Genomic DNA, 18,153 nt, shown 5'->3' with positions numbered 1-18,153 from the left:
CGGGGCGGCGTTCGGCTCGGTCGGCGTCGTGATCGGCGCGACCCTGGCCGAGGCGCCGGACCTGTCCGCGCTCAACGGGCCGATCCTCATGCCGGGCGTCGGCGCGCAGGGCGGTGGTCCGGACAATATCCGTGACCTGGTCCCGCAGTCGATGCTGGCGGCCGCCGTGCCGACCGTCTCGCGGGAGGTGCTGCGCGACGGCCCGGACGTCACGGCGCTGCGCGCCAGGGTGAGCGAGCTGCAGGAGACGTTCGCGTTCCTGCAGAAGTAGTTTCCGCGTGAGACGAGCGAGGCCGGCGCCGGTGCGCCGGTCTCGCTTCGTTTCTTCGCTCGCGTGCGGTCATGTGCACGCGTGCATGTGGCCCGTAGCGGGCTCTGTGTGCCCTGCTGCGGGTATTTCCCTGTCCGGCAGAGCCCGGGGCCTACCCGCTCGGCGGTGAAGGGCGTTCTGATCAGTGCGGGTCGACAAGCGCGACCATGCGGATCCACAATCGAGGGCCGCGAAATTCGTCGTTCGGCCGCTCTGTGGCCCACGACACGCTGAACGACAACGCGACACGCGGGAAAATCCCAGAAAGTTCCTGGTCGGAACCGCATGCGTTTGCTGGCGGCCCATGTCACGTCATAGCAACCCCCTCGCTATCCTGTGTCAATCGTGAAAACCCCCTGCTGAGGGGGCATTTCGCGGTTTCGGCGGTACGATCTGCGCAGCGACAGAGGAGCAGTGCGGATCGCAACGCTCTCGCGTCTACGGCATCCGGAATCATGCGCTGACCTGGGGGGTGGGTTCGCAATATGCGGATGCCGTGGGTACGGTCGCTGAGACTGCCGGGTTACCGGCAGGAGTTGATGCAATGAACGATGAGACGGAGGAACCGTGGCCCTTCCCCAGCTGACTGACGAGCAGCGCGCCGCTGCTTTGGAGAAGGCGGCTGCCGCTCGCCGCGCTCGGGCGGAGCTCAAGGAGCGCCTGAAGCGAGGCGGCACCAACCTGAAGCAGGTCCTCACCGATGCCGAGTCCGATGAGATTCTCGGCAAGATGAAGGTGTCGGCGCTGCTGGAGGCCTTGCCGAAGGTGGGCAAGGTCAAGGCAGCGGAAATCATGAGTGAACTGGAGATCGCCCCCACCCGGCGTCTGCGCGGACTCGGCGATCGGCAGCGCAAGGCGCTGCTCGCCCGGTTCGACTTCGACGCCTGATAACGAGGGTGGTCGAACACATGCGGAAGGGTCGGCTGGTTGTACTGGTCGGCCCCTCGGCCGTTGGCAAGTCGACCGTGGTCCGCTGCGTCCGCGAGCGACTGCCGCACCTGATCTTCAGTGTGTCGGCAACGACTCGGGCTCCTCGGCCCGGGGAGGTCGACGGCCTCGACTATCGATTCGTGTCCAGGGAAGAGTTCGACGCCATGATCGCGGCGGGCGAACTTCTCGAGTGGGCTGATATCCACGGTGGTTTGCAACGTTCGGGCACCCCGGCCGCACCGGTGCGGGCCGCCCTCGCAGAGGGTCTGCCCGTACTGGTCGAGGTCGATCTGGCGGGCGCGCGTTCGGTACGCAAGGCCATTCCCGAGGCGATCCTCGCCTTCCTCGCCCCGCCGAGCTGGGAGGAGCTGGTGTCCCGGCTCACCTCGCGCGGCACCGAATCGCCGGAGGTCATCGAGCGCAGGCTGCAGACCGCGAGGACCGAGTTGGCGGCCTGTGACGAGTTCGACATCGTCATCGTGAACGACGAGGTGACCAGCGCCTGTGAGCAGTTGGTATCGTTGTTCGTTAGCTCGAATTCGAGTTCGTAGCCCATTCAACGCGCAGGAGCCCCCCTAGTGAGCAGTACGGACACCAAGACCGTTCCCGCCTACGACACCCCGATCGGCCTCACCAACCCCCCGATCGATGAGCTGCTGGAGCGCACTTCGTCCAAGTACGCCCTGGTCATCTACGCGGCCAAGCGCGCGCGTCAGATCAACGACTACTACAACCAGCTCGGCGACGGCATCCTCGAGTACGTCGGCCCGCTGGTCGAGCCCGGCCTCCAGGAGAAGCCGCTCTCGGTCGCCATGCGTGAGATCCACTCCGACCTGCTCGAGCACACCGAGGGCGAGTAGCCGCACGCGGGTGCTGCGACAACAACTAGGTCGAGAGGCGTAGGTTTTGACCACACGGATCGTTGTCGGTGTCGGCGGGGGGATCGCCGCGTACAAGGCCTGCGCCCTGGTTCGACGGTTCACCGAGACCGGACACCAGGTGCGGGTGATCCCCACCGAGTCGGCGCTGCAGTTCGTCGGCAAGGCGACCTTCGAGGCCCTGTCCGGGAACCCGGTGCACACCGACGTGTTCACCGATGTGCCCGAGGTGCCCCACGTTCGACTCGGCCAGGAGGCCGACCTCGTCGTCATCGCGCCCGCGACCGCCGACCTGATGGCGCGCGCCGCGCACGGCCGCGCCGACGACCTGCTCACTGCCACGCTGCTGACGGCCCGATGTCCGATCCTGATCGCGCCCGCGATGCACACCGAGATGTGGGAGCATCCGGCGACCGTCGCCAACGTCGCGACGCTGCGCGCCCACGGCGCGATCGTGATGGAGCCCGCGTCGGGCAGGCTCACCGGCACCGACACCGGTCCGGGGCGACTACCCGAGCCGGAGGAGATCTTCGGACTCGCGACGCTGCTGCTCGAACGCGCCGACGCCATCCCGCGCGATCTCGAAGGCCGCCGCGTGGTCATCACCGCGGGCGGAACCAGGGAACCGCTGGATCCGGTGCGCTTCCTCGGCAACCGCAGCTCGGGTAAGCAGGGTTACGCCCTGGCTCGGGTCGCGGCCCAGCGCGGCGCGCACGTCACGCTGATCGCGGGCAACACGATCGAGATGGCCGCGCCCGCGGCCGTCGACCTGGTGCACATCACCACCGCCGAGCAGCTCAAGACCGCCGTCGACAAGCACGCCGTCGGCGCGGACGCGGTGATCATGGCGGCGGCGGTGGCCGATTTCCGGCCCACCGACGTGGCCGCGGCCAAGATCAAGAAGGGCGCCGGCGAACCCGACGTCATCGCGCTCACCAAGACCACCGACATCCTGGCCGGTCTGGTGCAGGCGCGTCGCGACGGGCAACTGGCCGGCACCGCTATCGTCGGGTTCGCCGCCGAGACCGGCGACGAGCACGGCGACGTCCTCACCTACGCGCGGGCGAAACTCGCGCGCAAGGGATGTGACCTGCTCGTGGTCAACGCGGTGGGCGAGGGCAAGGCGTTCGAGGTCGACACCAACGACGGCTGGTTGCTCGGCGCCGATGGAACCGAACAGTCTCTCGACCACGGGTCGAAGGCACTGCTCGCCAGTCGGGTGCTCGATGCGCTCGGGCCGCTGTTGCGCTGAAAAGCGTTGCGTTACTTGGAAAATGAAACGGTGATCGACTACCGGGGGCGCGCGACCGGAGAGACCGCTCGGACGGCTCGTTCGAGATAGAGCTCTCTTGGACCGCGATTCGACTGTCGATTGTCATAGTCTGGAACGAAGGGGTCGCGGGGTGACGGCATCGCGTTACCGTCGCGGACCGAGACGACATACCCGTTGAGGGAGAGGGAAGAACTGTGCGCACGTCTGGCAGCCGGCTATTCACCAGTGAGTCCGTGACCGAGGGTCATCCGGACAAGATCTGTGACGCCATCAGCGATTCCATCCTCGACGCGCTACTCACCGAGGACCCGCGCAGTCGAGTCGCGGTGGAGACACTTGTGACGACCGGCCAGGTCCACGTCGCGGGTGAGGTCACCACGTCGGCCTACGCCGACATCCCCCGGATCGTCCGGGAGAAGGTGCTCGAGATCGGATACGACTCCTCCGCAAAGGGTTTCGACGGTAACTCCTGCGGCGTGAACATCGCGATCGGCGCGCAGTCGCCCGATATCGCGCAGGGCGTCGACACCTCGCACGAGGCGCGCGTCGGCGGGTCCGACGACGAGATCGAGAAGCAGGGCGCGGGCGACCAGGGCCTGATGTTCGGCTACGCGACCACCGACACCCCCGAGCTCATGCCGCTGCCGATCGCGCTCGCGCACCGGCTCTCGCGCAGGCTCACCGAGGTGCGCAAGTCCGGCGTGCTGCCGTACCTGCGGCCCGACGGCAAGACCCAGGTCACCATCGAGTACGAGGGCGACCGGCCCGTCCGGCTCGACACCGTCGTCATCTCCACCCAGCACGCGGCCGACATCGACCTGGACAACCTGCTCGCGCCCGACATCCGGGAGAAGGTCGTCGAGTCCGTCATCGCCGATCTCGAGCTGCCGTCGCTGGACACCTCGAACATCCGGCTGCTGGTCAACCCGACCGGCAAGTTCGTGCTCGGCGGCCCCATGGGCGACGCGGGCCTGACCGGCCGCAAGATCATCGTCGACACCTACGGCGGCATGGCCCGCCACGGCGGCGGCGCGTTCTCCGGCAAGGATCCGTCGAAGGTGGACCGTTCGGCCGCGTACGCCATGCGCTGGGTCGCCAAGAACGTCGTCGCGGCCGGGCTGTCCGAGCGCGTCGAGGTCCAGGTGGCCTACGCCATCGGAAAGTCCGCGCCCGTCGGTCTGTTCGTGGAGACCTTCGGCACCGAGAAGGTCGACCCGGCCCGCATCTCGGCCGCCATCTCCGAGGTCTTCGACCTGCGCCCCGGCGCGATCATCCGCGACCTCGACCTGCTGCGCCCGATCTACGCCCCGACCGCCGCGTACGGCCACTTCGGCCGCACCGACGTCGACCTGCCGTGGGAGCGCACCGATCGCGCGGAGAAGCTGCGCGCGGCCGCCGGGCTCTGAGGCCGATCTCTTCGAGTGAACGAACCCGCGGCGGACACCCCCGCCATACCGGGGGTCCCGCCCGCGGGCCCCGCAGCCGTGGAGCACCCGATAGCTCGGGTGCTCCCGTTGCTGTCTCCGGCCCATCTGGACCGTGACTTCGACTACCTGGTCCCGCCCGAACTCGACGCCATCGCCCAGCCCGGCGTCCGGGTCCGCGTCCGCTTCGCCGGCCGCCTCGTCGACGGATACCTGCTCGAGCGGCGCACCCACAGCGACCACAGCGGCAAACTGGTCAAACTCGAACGCGTAGTCTCCGCCGAACGCGTTCTCCCGCCTGAGATTCTCGAGCTGGCCACCACGGTCGCCGCCCGCTACGCAGGCACTCGCGCTGATGTCCTGCGTTTGGCTATTCCGCCGCGGCATGCGCGTACGGAGATCGGGGGTTCCAAGAAGAAGTCGGTGGATCTCGATGCGGGGCAAGCGGACTCGGCGGTTGACGCTTCGGAATCGGCGAGTAACGCGGCGCGGCAGCGAGTTTCAGCCGTGAAACCCCCACTTCGAGCGGTTTTGCCGATCTCAGTGTCACTCGATTCAGAGGCGTTCGGCACTGAAGTCGACTCGAATCGTCCTTCGGCCAACGCCGAAACCGAAGCGGCGCGGAATAACTCGTCCGACTCATTGAATACTGGTCAGGCCTCCCGGCCGACGCGGTCGCTCGACACACCCGCGGATGCCGCAAAGAACTCGGCCGATTCTGAAGCGCGGCAGGGTGGCACGCCCGCGATGTCCGATAGTGAGGCCAATGAGCCCATGTCGGATGCGGGCGCTTTCGTCGGTGAAGGGATCGAACCCGGTGCCGCTCCACGTGGTTCGATGCCAGAGGCAACGCCGCCGTCGAGCGACCGCGGACACGACTCCGTCTCGATATCCACAGCGCAGTCAACCCGTGGACAGTCGGAAGTTGCCGAACAGCCGAGGGGAGGCCCCCAGCCGGGTGACGCCGTGCAGCCGATCGCCGGCCGAGGGGTAGAGGTAGCCGAGCAGCCAGGGCGAGGTCCCCAGCCGCGCGCCGGTGTGCAGTTGAGCGACGGCCGACAGCCGGAGATCGCCGAACAGCCCCCCACCGGCCCGCAGTCGAATGATGTTGAGCTGTCGGGCATTAGCGAGCAGCCGCGCGGGAAGCAGCTGTCGGGCGACGGTCGGCACGCGGCGGGTGTCAGTAGTCGGCCAGACATCGAGCGGCTCGGCGGCGGCCGAAAGGCAGGCGTCGGCGGGCCGTCAGACGTCGGCGGATCGTCGGACATCGACGGGCAGCCGGATATCGGGCAGCGGCCGCACGCTGGCCCGCAGTCGAATGATGTTGAGCAGTCGGCCGATAACGAGTCGTCACGAGAGGGGCGGCTGTCGGGCGACGGTCGGCACGTCGGCTTGAGTGCCGGTAGCCGACCAGGCACTGAGCGGCTCGGCGGCGGTCGAAAGGCAGGCCTCGGCAGGCTGTCAAATGTCAGTGGGCAGCCGGATACCGGCGAGCAGCGCGACGGTGCCCCACAGTCGGACGCTGGCCGACAGGCAAGCGATGCCCAGCAGTCGGATGGCGGCGAGCCGTCGCCGGTTAGCCACCAATCGGTTGTCGTTGGGCAGGCGGGCATTGATAAGCAGCCGGGCGATAGCCGGCAGTCAGTTGTCGGCGTTCAGTCTCATGATGGCTCGAGGTCGGACGTAGCAGGCATTGATCGGTCGGCTGTCGGGCAGTCAGGCGTCGGAGGGCCTTCGGTTGCTGGTGCGCCGCCGAATATCGAGGGGCAGGCTCACGGTGGCCCGCAATCGAACACAGGCCAGCGGTCGGTGGTCGGCGACGCTCACGACGGTCTGCGGTCTGGTGATGGTGGCGAGCGGACGAGTGACGACCAGCGGTCAGGTGAAGCTGGGCGGTCCCACGCTGGCCCGCAGTCGGGCATTGATGAGCAGCCGGGCGATGGCCGGGAGTCGATTGTCGGCGAGCGGTCGGGGGATGGTCGGCAGTCAGGTGTCGGTGGTCGCGCGGGTCTTGGGGGGCGGTCGGGTGGTGGCGAACCGGGGGACGGTCCGGGTGCGGTGGATCGTGCGGCGTGGGGGCGGTACGTGCACGGAGGGGCGTTTCTGGGGGCGTTGGCGGGGGGAAGGGGCCGCGGGCGGGGTGGCAGGCGTTGCCGGGGGAGGATTGGGCGCGACGGTTGGCGGAGTTGGCGGCGGTGGTGGCCGGGCGGGGGCGCAGCGCGATTCTGATGGTGCCGGATCAGCGGGATCTGGATCGGGTGTTGGCGGAATGCACTCGGCTGGTGGGAGATTCGGCGGTCGGGTTGTCCGCGGGGCTCGGTCCGGCGGCGCGGTATCGGCGGTGGCTGGCGGTGTTGCGGGGGACGGCGCGGGTGGTGGTCGGCACGCGCAGCGCGGTGTTCGCGCCGGCGAAAGACCTCGGTCTCATCGCGATCTGGGACGACGGGGACGACACCTACGCCGAGCCGCGCGCGCCGTATCCGCACGCGCGGGAGGTGGCGATGCTGCGCTCGCACGAGACGGGGGCCGCGTTCGTCGCGGCGGGTTTCGCGCGGACCGCGGAGATCCAGGCGGTCGTCGAGTCCGGCTGGGCGCACGACCTGGTCGCCGATCGGGCGGTGGTGCGCGCGGCGGCGCCGCGGATCAGCGTGCCGGGCGACACCGATATCGCGATGGAGCGCGACCCGGTGGCGCGGTCGGTCCGCATCCCCGGTGTCGCCTACGCGGCGGCGCGGGCGGCGCTGAAGGAGGGGGCCGGCGTGCTGGTGCAGGTGCCGCGCCGCGGGTACGTCCCGTCGCTGGCCTGTGCGAAGTGCCGCACCCCCGCCAGATGCAGGCATTGCAACGGACCGCTGGCCCTGCCGGATGGTCGTGCGCGACACAGCGATTCGCAGGCCGACGCCGCGCACAGCCCGAGCTGTCGCTGGTGTGGCATCACCGAGGCGGCGTTCCGCTGCGCGTCGTGCGGTTCGCGTGCGCTGCGCGCCGTGGTGATCGGCGCGACCCGTACCGCGGAGGAACTGGGCCGGGCGTTCCCCGGCGTGCCGATTCGCGGGTCGGGCGGCGGCGCGGTGCTCGACACCGTGGAGCCGGGACCGCAGGTCGTCGTCGCCACCGTCGGCGCCGAGCCGATTCTGCGCGGCGGGTACGGCGTGGCCCTCCTGCTCGACAGTTGGGCCCTGCTCAGCCGCGCCGACCTGCGGGCGTCCGAGGACGCGCTGCGTCGCTGGATGACCGCCGCGACCCTGGTGCGCTCGCACGGCCAGGTCATCGTGATGGCGGACCCCGGCATCCCGACCGTGCAGGCGCTGGTCCGCTGGGATCCCGTCGGCCACGCCAGGATGGAGGTCGAGTCGCGTGCCGAGGTCGGCTTCCCGCCCGCCGTGCGCATGGCCGCGATCGACGGCACCGCCGAGTCCATCGCCGAATTGCTCTCCGCCACAGACCTTCCCGCCGAGGTCGAGGTCCTCGGCCCCGTGCCCCTACCCGACGGCGCCCGCAAACCCTTCTCCTCCGGCGACTCCCCGTCCGAAGTCGAACGCATCCTCCTGCGCGTAGACCGCAGATCCGGCTCCGCCCTGGCCCGCGCCCTCACCGCCGCCCAGGCGATCCGCAGCACCCACCGCTCCGAGGCCCCCCTCCGAGTGCAGATCGACCCGGTAGACATCGGCTGACCTCGCCCGAGCCACTGACAACCGCAGCGAGTCGGCTGCCCCTCGCGTTGGCGGCGAGTCAGTCGGCGTATGGCGCCTACGAAGACGAAACGCGTGCTCTAGTGGACGAATGACGACGTCTTCGCTTCGCCACATTGTCGCGACCGTGTGCAGTGCGATCGTTGCGCTGAGTCCGGGCGCGTGCTCGGACAATGACCCCGAGCCGCCGAGGTCGAACCTGACTCTGTCCACGTCGGCCGCCGGTGAGACTCCGACGCGGGTCACGCTCACCTGCGAGCCCACCGGTGGGGAGCACGTCAACGCGGAGGCAGCGTGTGCGGCACTCGCGGCGGTGGGCGGCGACTTCGACAGGATCACCGGGGATCCGGGCGCGGTCTGTGTGCAGGTCTACGAGCCGGTCGAGGCTGCGGCGACGGGAACGTGGCAGGGGCGAAACGTGGACTGGCGCAAGGTTTTCGGCAACAAGTGCGAACTGAGTGCGCGGACGACTCCGGTCTTCTAACCCTCGGCGGACGAGCGCAGCGCCTCGATCTCGCGCTCGACCGCGGCGAGCAACTCGACGGGGCAACCCCAGTAGTCGTAGATGCCCCCGCGCTCCCGATTGCTGCCGCACACCACGAAAACCCCGGTGCCGAGCGCGCGTTTGAGGTGCCCGGCCAGCCAGCCGACGAAACCACTGTTGTCCTGCCCGGCGGGGAAGTGGAACGAGAACAGCCCGAACTTCTCCACCTCGGCGCCCTCGGCCTCGGCGAACGGGACGAGCGCACTCCAGCTCTCCGCGTCGCGCACCACCGCGAGGGTCCGCGCGGTCAGCTGTGGCGGCTCCGACAGCGCGGACTCCCGGAAACACCACACCCCTTGGTGCACGTCGAAGTCGGCGGCGGCAATGACCCGCCGAAGTCGTTGCGCCGTCTCGACTTCGGTCTCGATGCTGATATCCACCACCCGCCAACCGTAGCAACAGCCGCCGACAATAATTCTTTAACTGGCCGATCAGTTAATGATACGATTCGCGACATGGCCCGCACCGTCGATCCGAACCGTGTCGCCGAACGCAGGCACGCCATCATCCGCGCCGCGGCCGACCTGTTCGCCGCCCACGGCTACGAACGCACCACGGCCACCCAGATCGCCCGCGCCGCCGGACTGAGTTCGGGCAGCGTCTTCTACTACTTCCAGGACAAGGCCGCCGTCTTCCGCTCGATCTTCGAGTTGTCCATTCCCGAGCACACCGAGCTCATCGCCCGTCACATCGACCGAACCGACTGTCTCGCCGCCCTTCTCGACATCGTGGACGCCCTGGCCGGCGAGGCGCTCGACCCGGCGGCGCCCGGCCTCATGTTCGAGCTGATGCGCCGCCTCGGCCACGACGAGGAGCTGGCGAGGGTGGTGCTGGAGGACGCGCGCCTGAGCGCCGAGGCCCTCACCACTCTGCTCGAACGTGGCATCCGCACCGGTCAGTTCGATCCGGGCTTCGAGCCGGGGGAGACGGCGCGCTGGATTCTCGCCGTCGTAGACGGCGCCTTCCTCAACGCGGATCCCGAAAACCCGCACGATCCGCGCCCTTTGGTGCGCGCGACCGTGTCCCGGTTGCTGCGACCGATCGAAACGGAGCATCCATGACGACCACTTCCGCACCGACCGTGCTGCGCTTCTCCATCATCTGGGCGTGGCTGTTCGCGCTCGGCGGACTCCTCCTCGGCTGCGGCGTCGGTTTCGCCGTGCACCCCGTCGGCCGGTGGGCGACCGACACTCTCGGCGGGAGCCCGGGACCGCTGAAGCTCGCGATGAGCGTGCCGACGGTGTGGCTGGTGCCGATCACCACGCTCCTCGGAATCGCCGCGGGCGTGGTGCTTTTCGAGATCGCTCGTTCGGAGAGCCTGACCCTCACCGTCGACGACGATCACGTCGAGTTGGTCAAGGAGGGCCGCGCGCAGCATGTTTCGCGCAAGCAGGTTGCCGCGGTGTTCCGTGAGCAGAAGGACCTGGTGCTCACCGACCGGAACAAGCGCAGGCTCGCCCGCTTCGACGCGAACGACCTCGCCCGCAACGACATCGTGAACGCCTTTCGCAGCCACGGTTATCCGTGGCTCGACCAGGACGACCCCTTCCGCGACGACTACTTCCGCTGGGTCGAGGGTCGCCCCGAGACCGGCCGCGACATCGACGCCGTCCTGCGCGCCCGCCGCCGCGCGCTCGCGGACGAGAAACCCCTCGAGGTCGAGGAACTGGACGAGCAACTCCTCGATCTCGGCCTCGACGTCCGAGACCGCCAGGGCGAGCAGCACATTCGCTTCTTCGACCACCCGGGGCAGTGACGATCAGGCGAAGGCAGCCCGATTGCGTTGGGCCCATTCGGCGTAACTTGCAGGCTCCCGGCCGAGCACGCCCCGCACGTCGGCACTGACCTTCTGCTCCGCCGCGGTCGGTTCGCCCAGAATCGACAGCGTGTGCTCGACAACGGACTCGGGCATGAACCGCGACATCGCCGTATGAGCCTGGGCCCGAGTCAATTCCACGAACCGCACCGGTGTGCCGAGCGCGGCCCCGATCGCCTCGGCCTGCTCCTTCGGCGTGCTCAGCGTCGGCCCGGTGAGGGTGTAGATCCGACCGGAGTGCCCGTCCTCGAGCAGCGCGACGGCTGCGACCGCGGCGATATCCGCCGGATCGATCGACGGCAAGCCGATCGTCCCGAACGGCGCCGCGACCGTCCGTTCGGCGCGCACGGACTCCGCCCACGCATAGGTATTGGCGAAGAAACCCGCAGGCCGCAGGATGGTCCAGTCCAACCCGGATCGCCGAACGGCCTCTTCATAGGCGACCAACCGCGCATAGCCCGCGGCCTCGGCTCTGGTCGCCACGCCCTGTGACGACACGAACACCACGCGCCGGACCCCGCCCGCTTCGGCGACCTTCAGCACCTGCTCGGGATCCGGGCCGCCCACCAGCTGCTCCCCGGTGATCAGCAGAAACAACGCGTCGGCGCCGGCGAAGGCGGAGACGAGACTGTCCGGATCATTGAGGTCGGCGGCCACCGACCGCACCCCGTCGGGCCAGCCGATATCTCTGGTGCCACGCGACACCGCCCTGACCTCCTGTCCTGCCGCGGCCAAGTTTTGGACGAGGGGCACGCCGATGTTTCCGGTCGCTCCGGTTACCACAATCATGTCGACTCCATTGAGTTAGTTGGCTGACTAACGGCAACGTATTCGACGAACGCCCAGCTTGTCTATAGTTAGTTACGTGACTAACTCAGCAGCCGGCGAACGCCCGAAAGGTGGTAAACGCGAGCGGCTCGGCACCGCCGCGGCCCGCGTGTTCCACGAGCAGGGCGTCGAGAAGACCACCATCGCCCACATCGCCACCGCCGCCGACGTCCCGCTCGGCAACGTGTACTACTACTTCAAAACCAAGGACCAGCTGGTCCAAGCCGCGATCGGCGCGCACGACCAGGCGCTGAACGCGCTGATCGAGCAGCTGGAGCAGCTGTCCACGCCGCAGGACCGGCTCAAGGCGCTCATCGGCGGCTGGGTCGATGAACGCGAGACGGCGGCGCGCTTCGGCTGCCCCTCCGGCACCCTCGCCGCCGAACTCGACAAGCGTGCCGACGGACTGGATCGCGAACTCGCCGACGTCATGCGACGCCTGGTCGACTGGGCCGAGGCGCAGTTCGAGGCGATGGGCCGCGTCGACGCCAAGGAGCTGGCCGTCGCCCTCATTGCCGCCTATCAGGGAATCTCCCTGCTCACCAACACTTTTCGCGAGCCGGAGCTGATGGAGCGGGAGGGGGAGCGGCTGGCGCGCTGGATCGACTCGCTCCATACGTGAGCCGGTAGGCCTCCGGGAATTCTCGACCAAAGCCTTGCGTTAGATGCATTGTCGATATATCGTCGATACTGTGAAAAGAACACGAAGGCCTGAGGAGGCAATCATGGAACACCAAGGACATCGAGAATTCGGACGACGCGGCCCCTGGCAGCGTCCGGGCGGCGAGGACTTCGACCCTCGCCAACGGCACCGCCGCGGCGGACGTCATGGACACGGCCCCGACTTCGGACCGGGCTTCGGCCCAGGTTTCGGGCCGGGCTTCGGACCGCACTTCGGCCGTGGTCGCGGCCGCGGCGGTCGCGGCAGGCGCGGCGACGTGCGCGCGGCGGTCCTGCTGCTGCTCACTGAGCGGCCGATGCACGGCTACGAGCTCATCCAGCAGATTCGCGAGCGCAGCGACGACATCTGGCGTCCGAGCCCGGGATCGATCTACCCCGCGCTGGCCCAGCTCGAGGACGAGGGTCTGGTCCTCATCGAGAAGGTCGCCGGGCGCAAGACGGCTCAGCTGACCGAGGCGGGCACCGCCTACGTCACCGAACACCGGGACGAGCTGGGCGATCCGTGGGCCGACGTCAAGGAGGACGTCGGCGCGCAGGCCATCGACCTGCGCGAACTCGTCGGGCAGCTGATGGGCGCGGTCGCTCAGGTCGCCGCGGTCGGTACCGCGGGCCAGGCGGCCAAGGCGGCCGAACTGCTCACCGAGACCAGGAAGTCGCTCTACCGGATCCTGGCCGAGGACGAGACCCCCGAAAAGTAATGGGGTGTGAAACACCCCGTCGGAGTACGCATTTGGGGCGGGTTCGGTAGATCATTGTGAGATGCGACAGTTTCGGGGTTTCGGGGTTTGGGGATTTTCACACTTGGGTAAGGCGGTGCTGGTCGCCGCACTCGCCGTAGTCGCGATACTCGGCACGGGTGCGGCGCAGGCCGTGCCGTCCGGCTACCGCCCGCCCGAGATCCCCACCCAGCCCGGCCCGCCGCAGTCCGATCACCTCGGCGCGGCGAGCTATCTGAAGACCCATACCAACGTGGTTCCGTTGGGCGCCAACGACTTCGGCTGCAAGCCGACCGCGGCCCATCCGAGGCCCGTCGTGCTCGCCCACGGTACCGACTCCAGCGCGTACTCGGACTACTCGGCCATCGCCCCGCAGCTCGCGGCGGCCGGATTCTGTGTCTTCGCGCTCAATTATGGCGGCAGCCCCGGCGCGCAGACCTACGGCACCGAGGATGTGGTGCTCAGCTCGCACCAGATCGGCGCGTTCGTCGACCAGGTGCTGACGGCGACCGGAGCGAGCCAGGTGGACCTGGTCGGATTCTCCCAGGGCGCCACGGTCACTCGCTTCTACGTCAACAAGCTCGGCGGCGCGCCGAAGGTCGGCCAGTGGGTGGGTCTCGCGTCACCGAGCTACGGCGGGGTGATGTACGGGCTGGTGCCCGTGGTCGAGGCGGTGCCCGGCGGGTTGCAGGCGTTTGCCAGGGTGACCTCGCTCGCCGCGGTGCAGCAGGCACAGGGCTCGGAGATCATGGTCGAGCTCAACGCGGGCGGCGACACGGTGCCGGGGCCCAAGTACACGACGATCGGCAGCACGGTCGACGAGATGATCCAGCCGAACAGCAATATCGCGCTGCGCGGGCCCGGCGCGGAGAACATTCTGCTGCAGGACCGCTGCCCCGGCGACCTGACCGGGCACTTCCACATGGTGTACGACCCGTTCGTGCAGCAGCTGCTGCTGAACGTGCTCGATCCGAGCAGCCCGGCGCCGGTGTGCCGCCCCGTCATGCTCGGCACCGGCATACCCGAGGTGATCATCGCCGGGAACTCCTGAGCGAGGGCGGCCGGGCGGGGGACAGCTCACCCCGCCCGACCGCATTGGAGTTCTACCAGCTTCGGACTGGTGGATCGGGGACATTCGGGCGTCTCACTAGAATGAGACGACCGTGTTCGTCCGCTTCCGGGAGATAGCCGTGACCATTCAGCCTGTTCGCCTGTTCGGCGATCCCATCCTGCGCGCCCGCGCGGCGGAGGTCACCGAATTCGACCGCGAACTGCAGCAGCTGGTGACCGACCTGACCGACACCATGCACGACGATGGTGGCGTCGGCATGGCGGCGCCGCAGATCGGAGTGGGGTTGCGTGTTTTCGTGTACGACACTCACGACGCCGCGGGGCATCTGGTGAACCCGCGCTGGGAAGTGGTCGGCGACGAGGAGCAGGTCGGGCCCGAGGGCTGCCTGTCGATCCCCGGCGTGCGCTACGACACGCGCCGCGCGCTGCGGGTGCGCGCCACCGGCGTCGACATGCACGGCGCGCCGGTGGAATTCACCGCCGAGGGGCTGCTCGCCCGGTGCGTGCAGCACGAGACCGACCACCTCGACGGTGTGCTGTTCATCGATCGGCTGGACCCGGCGGCGCGCAAAGACGCGATGCGGACCATTCGTGAATCCGACTGGTTCAGCGCGGGCGTGACGGCGCGGCCGTCGCGGTCGGTGGGCGTGAGCGGCGGAGCGAGCCAGGCCGGGCCGTTCGGACGGGGTCGCTGATGCGCATCGTCTTCGCCGGAACGCCGGAGCCGGCCGTGCCCTCGCTGCGGCGGTTGATCGAGTCCGAGCGCCACGAGGTCGTCGCGGTGGTGACCAGGCCCGACGCAGTCGCCGGGCGCGGGCGCAAGGTGACCAGGTCGCCGGTCGGGCTGCTGGCCGACGAGCACGGTATCCCCGTGCTCACGCCGCGCCGGCCCGCCGACCCCGAATTCATCGAGCAGCTCACCGCGCTGGCCCCCGACTGCTGCCCGGTCGTCGCCTACGGCGCGCTGCTGCCGCAACGGGTGCTCGACATCCCCCGCTTCGGCTGGATCAACCTGCACTTCTCGCTGCTGCCCGCGTGGCGCGGCGCCGCGCCGGTGCAGGCCGCGATCGACGCGGGCGACGAGATCACCGGCGCGTCCACCTTCCAGATCGAGGCCGGGCTCGACACCGGGCCGGTGTTCGGCACGGTGACCGAGAAGATCGCCGTCACCGACACCGCGGGCACCCTGCTCGACCGGCTCGCCGTCAGCGGCGCGCAACTGCTCGAGGCGACCCTCGACGGCGTGGAAGACGGTTCGCTGCAACCGGTTCCGCAGCCCACCGAGGGAGTTTCGCACGCGCCCAAGGTCACCGCCGAGGCCGCGCACATCCGCTGGGACCTGCCCGCGCTCGCCATCAGCCGCCGCATCAGAGCCGTCACCCCCGCCCCCGGCGCGTGGACCGAGGTCGACGGCAACCGGCTCAAGCTCGGCCCCGTCGAGATGGTCGAGGAGGAACTGCCGCCCCGCACCATCGAGGTCCGTAAGACCGGTGTGTTCGTCGGCACCGCTACGACCGCCATTCGCTTGAACCAGGTTCAGCCCCAAGGCAAACGCATGATGTCGGCCCTCGATTGGGCCCGCGGCGCCCGCCTGTCGGCCGACGCGGTGGTCGAGTGACGATCCTCGATCGTCGCGACCGGCACACCTCGCCACGGCATCGTGCGGCGCCGCGTTCGACCGGCCGGGTCGCCGAAACGTCGCCACACCAGCCGGGTTCCACCAGGCCGTCGCTGTGCGCGCTCCCCGCATCGCCCGGCGCTCCCGTGGCGCCGACAGTCAGGACAAACCGGCGCGAGCACCGGGCAACCTTCATAATCCGTGGCCATGCGCCGCGACCCCGAGGAGAGCGGTGGAGCATGACAGACATTTCGTTGGTCGCGCACAGCGCGGTGGTCGGATGACGCGCCCGGAAGGCAAGCGCGGCAATGAGTCTCGCGGCGACGAGCGGCCCAACAGAGCCTCGGATGCTGGTTCCGTGCGCGGGAATGCGGCTCGCGCGGCCGGGGCTCGTGCAGGAGACCGCGCGCAACTGTCCGCTCCCCGGCGTGAGGACTCGCGCGGTTGCTCCGAGGGCGCGAGCGAGTGCCCGGCGCAGGCGAAGTGGAGTCGTTCCGGCGAGGTGAGCGGCGCTCGTCTGGCGAACAGTGGCGGTTCCGCTCACGGGAGAGCCGCTCGCGCGGACAGTGCCCGTGCAGGAGACGGCGCGCGAAGGCCGGCGCTGCAATCTCGACGAGAGCGGTGGAGCATGACAGACATTTCGTTAGTCGGGCACAGCGCGGTGGTCGCATGACGCCCCGGGAAGACAAGCGCGGCAACGAGTTCCGCGATGCGGAGCGGCCGAACAAGGGTTTGGGCGCTGGTTCCGCGCGCGGGAATGCGGCTCGCGCGAAGGATTCTAGTGTCGACGGTGCGTGGCGGTCCGCGCCGCGGCGCGACGACTCGCGCGGTCGCTCCGAGGGCGCGAGCGAGCGTCCGGGGCAGGGGAAGTGGAGCCGTTCCGGCGAGGCGAGTGGTGGCCGTCCGGCGAATGGCGGCGGTTCCGCTCGCGCGAATGCCGCTCGCGCGGGTGGTGCTCGTGACGGCGACGATGCGCGGGGGTCGGCCTCCCGGCGTGACGACTCGCGCGGTTACTCGGAGGGCGCGAGTCAGCGTCCTGCGCAGGCGAAGTGGGGTCGTTCCGATGAGGCGAGCGGTAATCGTTCGGCTCGTCGGACGGCGTCGGATTCGCGGGCACAGGCGGGGCGTGGTGCGAAAGGTGATGCGGCGCAGGGCGGTAGGTCGACAGCTGACCGTGGTGGTCAGTCGTCGCAGGGTGGTTCGCGTGCTGGTGAGTCAGGAGAGCGTTCGGCAGTGTCGGTGAAACGTGGTGGCAGCCAGGCTGCACAGGGTGGTTCGCGGTCCGGTGATCGAGGGGCGTCGGGGGCGAGACGTGGGGGTGGCCGAGTCGAACAAACCGGCTCACGGCCGGGTGGTGAAGCGGGCTCGTCCGCCTCGTCGGCCAAGCGTGGTGGCGGCCAGGGTGGTTCGCGGTCGGATTCGGCGGTGTCGGCGAAACGTGGTGGTAGCCAGGCTGCGCAGGGGGGTTCGCGGTCGGGCGATCAAGGGGGCCGGTCGGGCTCGGCAGCGAAACGTGGGGGTGGCGCGAAGGGGCGGGGTGGGGGCGATTCGTCGGATGCGGTGCGGGTGGTCGCGCGGGATGTGTTGCGGGCGGTGCGGGAGCGGGACGCATACGCGAATCTTGTGCTGCCGGGGCTACTTCGGGAGCGGGGGATCACGGGGCGGGACGCGGCGTTGGCGACCGAGTTGGCGTATGGGGCGTGCCGGTCGCGGGGGTTGCTGGACGCGGTGATCGAGGCGGGGGCAGGGCGGCCGATCGCGGACATCGACGGGCCGCTGCTGGATGTGTTGCGGCTCGGCGTGTATCAGCTGTTGCGGACGCGGATCGGGGCGCACGCGGCGGTCGACACCTCGGTGGCGCTGGCGCGGGCCGAGTTCGGTGCGGGCAAGGCCGGATTCGTGAACGCGGTCCTGCGCCGGGCGGGGGAGTGGACGGTCGAGGAGTGGGTGGAGCGGCTCGCACCGTCGGATCCGGTGGGGCACTTGGCCTTCGAGTTCGCCCACCCGGTATGGATCGCGCAGGCCTTCGCCGACGCGCTCGGCGCGCACGCCGGTGAACTGCGCGACGCGCTGGCCGCCGATGACGCGCGGCCCGCGGTGCACCTGGTCGCCCGCCCCGGTGAGATCAGCGCCGAGGAGTTGGCGCTGGTCACCGGCGGCGAAGAGGGCCGCTGGTCGCCCTACGCGGTCTACCTGGACGGCGGCGACCCCGGCAAGCTGGAGCCGGTCCGCGAGGGCATGGCGGCGGTGCAGGACGAGGGCAGTCAACTCGTCGCCCTCGCGCTGACCCGCGCGCCACTCGACGGCCCGGACGGCGGCCGCTGGCTGGACCTGTGCGCCGGACCGGGCGGCAAGGCGGCTCTGCTCGGCGC

General features: G+C 69.5%; 18 protein-coding genes and 3 pseudogenes. 17 read left to right on the top strand and 4 right to left on the bottom strand.

Annotation, left to right across the window (positions count from 1 at the left end; all coding sequences use genetic code 11):
• The 7 genes and pseudogenes from ON39_RS19635 to ON39_RS47400 all read left to right on the top strand — a co-directional run.
• Positions 1-271, top strand: a pseudogene (locus ON39_RS19635) (orotidine-5'-phosphate decarboxylase); the annotation flags it as partial.
• A 606-nt stretch (positions 272-877) separates the two neighbouring features.
• A complete protein-coding gene (mihF, locus tag ON39_RS19630) occupies positions 878-1,198 on the top strand; it encodes an integration host factor, actinobacterial type (protein ID WP_014986450.1) in 321 nt (106 codons plus the stop codon).
• A 20-nt stretch (positions 1,199-1,218) separates the two neighbouring features.
• Positions 1,219-1,791, top strand: coding sequence for a guanylate kinase (gene gmk / locus ON39_RS19625; RefSeq protein ID WP_051186819.1), 573 nt, complete (start codon positions 1,219-1,221; stop codon positions 1,789-1,791).
• Between the two features lie 27 nt (positions 1,792-1,818).
• Positions 1,819-2,100, top strand: a complete 282-nt coding sequence (gene rpoZ / locus ON39_RS19620; protein ID WP_040736382.1) for a DNA-directed RNA polymerase subunit omega — start codon at positions 1,819-1,821, stop codon at positions 2,098-2,100.
• 46 nt (positions 2,101-2,146) lie between these two features.
• Positions 2,147-3,370, top strand: coding sequence for a bifunctional phosphopantothenoylcysteine decarboxylase/phosphopantothenate--cysteine ligase CoaBC (gene coaBC / locus ON39_RS19615; RefSeq protein ID WP_040736381.1), 1,224 nt, complete (start codon positions 2,147-2,149; stop codon positions 3,368-3,370).
• Between the two features lie 215 nt (positions 3,371-3,585).
• Positions 3,586-4,797, top strand: coding sequence for a methionine adenosyltransferase (gene metK / locus ON39_RS19610; protein ID WP_040736379.1), 1,212 nt, complete (start codon positions 3,586-3,588; stop codon positions 4,795-4,797).
• Positions 4,798-4,842: 45 nt separating this feature from the next.
• A pseudogene (locus tag ON39_RS47400) lies at positions 4,843-5,214 on the top strand (primosomal protein N' family DNA-binding protein); the annotation flags it as partial.
• 504 nt (positions 5,215-5,718) lie between these two features.
• On the opposite strand, the gene ON39_RS49675 reads toward ON39_RS47400, so the two are convergent.
• Both ON39_RS49675 and ON39_RS50695 read right to left on the bottom strand, forming a co-directional pair.
• Positions 5,719-5,985, bottom strand: coding sequence for a hypothetical protein (locus ON39_RS49675; RefSeq protein ID WP_040736378.1), 267 nt, complete (start codon positions 5,983-5,985; stop codon positions 5,719-5,721).
• Between the two features lie 291 nt (positions 5,986-6,276).
• Positions 6,277-6,399: a hypothetical protein gene (locus ON39_RS50695; RefSeq protein ID WP_255219283.1), complete on the bottom strand. Its 123-nt coding sequence runs from the start codon at positions 6,397-6,399 to the stop codon at positions 6,277-6,279.
• 450 nt (positions 6,400-6,849) lie between these two features.
• Between ON39_RS50695 and ON39_RS19600 the strand changes: the two are divergent.
• Positions 6,850-8,489: pseudogene (locus ON39_RS19600) on the top strand (primosomal protein N'); the annotation flags it as partial.
• A gap of 109 nt (positions 8,490-8,598) precedes the next feature.
• Positions 8,599-8,991, top strand: a complete 393-nt coding sequence (locus ON39_RS19595) for an SSI family serine proteinase inhibitor (RefSeq protein WP_051186817.1) — start codon at positions 8,599-8,601, stop codon at positions 8,989-8,991.
• On the opposite strand, the gene ON39_RS19590 is transcribed toward ON39_RS19595, so the two are convergent.
• Positions 8,988-9,434 carry a DUF6196 family protein gene (locus ON39_RS19590; RefSeq protein ID WP_040736376.1) on the bottom strand — a complete coding sequence of 149 codons (447 nt, stop codon included), beginning with the start codon at positions 9,432-9,434 and terminating at the stop codon, positions 8,988-8,990. The two genes, ON39_RS19595 and ON39_RS19590, sit on opposite strands and share 4 nt — an antisense overlap.
• A 72-nt stretch (positions 9,435-9,506) precedes the next feature.
• Here ON39_RS19590 and ON39_RS19585 point away from each other — a divergent pair, with 72 nt between their 5' ends.
• Positions 9,507-10,112, top strand: coding sequence for a TetR/AcrR family transcriptional regulator (locus ON39_RS19585; protein ID WP_040736374.1), 606 nt, complete (start codon positions 9,507-9,509; stop codon positions 10,110-10,112).
• Positions 10,109-10,807 carry a YqeB family protein gene (locus ON39_RS19580; RefSeq protein ID WP_051186816.1) on the top strand — a complete coding sequence of 233 codons (699 nt, stop codon included), beginning with the start codon at positions 10,109-10,111 and terminating at the stop codon, positions 10,805-10,807. The genes ON39_RS19585 and ON39_RS19580 overlap by 4 nt, the downstream gene beginning before the upstream one ends.
• Positions 10,808-10,810: 3 nt before the next feature.
• Here ON39_RS19580 and ON39_RS19575 read toward each other — a convergent pair whose 3' ends face one another.
• The gene (locus tag ON39_RS19575; RefSeq protein ID WP_040736373.1) at positions 10,811-11,656 is read right to left on the bottom strand and encodes an NAD(P)H-binding protein; all 846 of its coding nucleotides are present in this window, start codon (positions 11,654-11,656) and stop codon (positions 10,811-10,813) included.
• A 76-nt stretch (positions 11,657-11,732) separates the two neighbouring features.
• Here ON39_RS19575 and ON39_RS19570 point away from each other — a divergent pair, with 76 nt between their 5' ends.
• The 6 genes from ON39_RS19570 to ON39_RS19540 all read left to right on the top strand — a co-directional run.
• Complete coding sequence (locus ON39_RS19570) at positions 11,733-12,317, top strand: TetR/AcrR family transcriptional regulator (RefSeq protein WP_051186815.1); 585 nt, start codon at positions 11,733-11,735, stop codon at positions 12,315-12,317.
• 103 nt (positions 12,318-12,420) lie between these two features.
• Positions 12,421-13,074 carry a PadR family transcriptional regulator gene (locus ON39_RS19565; protein ID WP_040736371.1) on the top strand — a complete coding sequence of 218 codons (654 nt, stop codon included), beginning with the start codon at positions 12,421-12,423 and terminating at the stop codon, positions 13,072-13,074.
• 61 nt (positions 13,075-13,135) lie between these two features.
• Positions 13,136-14,143: an esterase/lipase family protein gene (locus tag ON39_RS19560; RefSeq protein ID WP_083894550.1), complete on the top strand. Its 1,008-nt coding sequence runs from the start codon at positions 13,136-13,138 to the stop codon at positions 14,141-14,143.
• A gap of 139 nt (positions 14,144-14,282) precedes the next feature.
• Positions 14,283-14,858 carry a peptide deformylase gene (gene def, locus ON39_RS19555; protein WP_040736393.1) on the top strand — a complete coding sequence of 192 codons (576 nt, stop codon included), beginning with the start codon at positions 14,283-14,285 and terminating at the stop codon, positions 14,856-14,858.
• The gene (gene fmt / locus ON39_RS19550; RefSeq protein WP_040736368.1) at positions 14,858-15,781 is read left to right on the top strand and encodes a methionyl-tRNA formyltransferase; all 924 of its coding nucleotides are present in this window, start codon (positions 14,858-14,860) and stop codon (positions 15,779-15,781) included. Before def ends, fmt begins: the two co-directional genes overlap by 1 nt.
• Before the next feature lie 1,425 nt (positions 15,782-17,206).
• A partial coding sequence (locus ON39_RS19540; RefSeq protein WP_040736391.1) for a transcription antitermination factor NusB occupies positions 17,207-18,153 on the top strand: 947 nt, incomplete at its 3' end.

This window comes from Nocardia tenerifensis NBRC 101015 (genome assembly GCF_000308715.1).
Classification (GTDB): Bacteria; Actinomycetota; Actinomycetes; order Mycobacteriales; family Mycobacteriaceae; genus Nocardia; species Nocardia tenerifensis.
Note: the sequence above shows the minus strand (reverse complement) of the source record. Positions and strands in the feature narration are given on the sequence as shown.

Coding starts and splice junctions, on each gene's coding strand:
- gmk (WP_051186819.1), top strand. CDS start 1,219: ATGCGGAAGGGTCGGCTGGTTGTACTGGTCGGCCCCTCGGCCGTTGGC.
- ON39_RS19595 (WP_051186817.1), top strand. CDS start 8,599: ATGACGACGTCTTCGCTTCGCCACATTGTCGCGACCGTGTGCAGTGCG.
- ON39_RS19585 (WP_040736374.1), top strand. CDS start 9,507: ATGGCCCGCACCGTCGATCCGAACCGTGTCGCCGAACGCAGGCACGCC.
- ON39_RS19580 (WP_051186816.1), top strand. CDS start 10,109: ATGACGACCACTTCCGCACCGACCGTGCTGCGCTTCTCCATCATCTGG.
- ON39_RS19575 (WP_040736373.1), bottom strand. CDS start 11,656: ATGATTGTGGTAACCGGAGCGACCGGAAACATCGGCGTGCCCCTCGTC.
- ON39_RS19565 (WP_040736371.1), top strand. CDS start 12,421: ATGGAACACCAAGGACATCGAGAATTCGGACGACGCGGCCCCTGGCAG.
- ON39_RS19560 (WP_083894550.1), top strand. CDS start 13,136: ATGCGACAGTTTCGGGGTTTCGGGGTTTGGGGATTTTCACACTTGGGT.
- fmt (WP_040736368.1), top strand. CDS start 14,858: ATGCGCATCGTCTTCGCCGGAACGCCGGAGCCGGCCGTGCCCTCGCTG.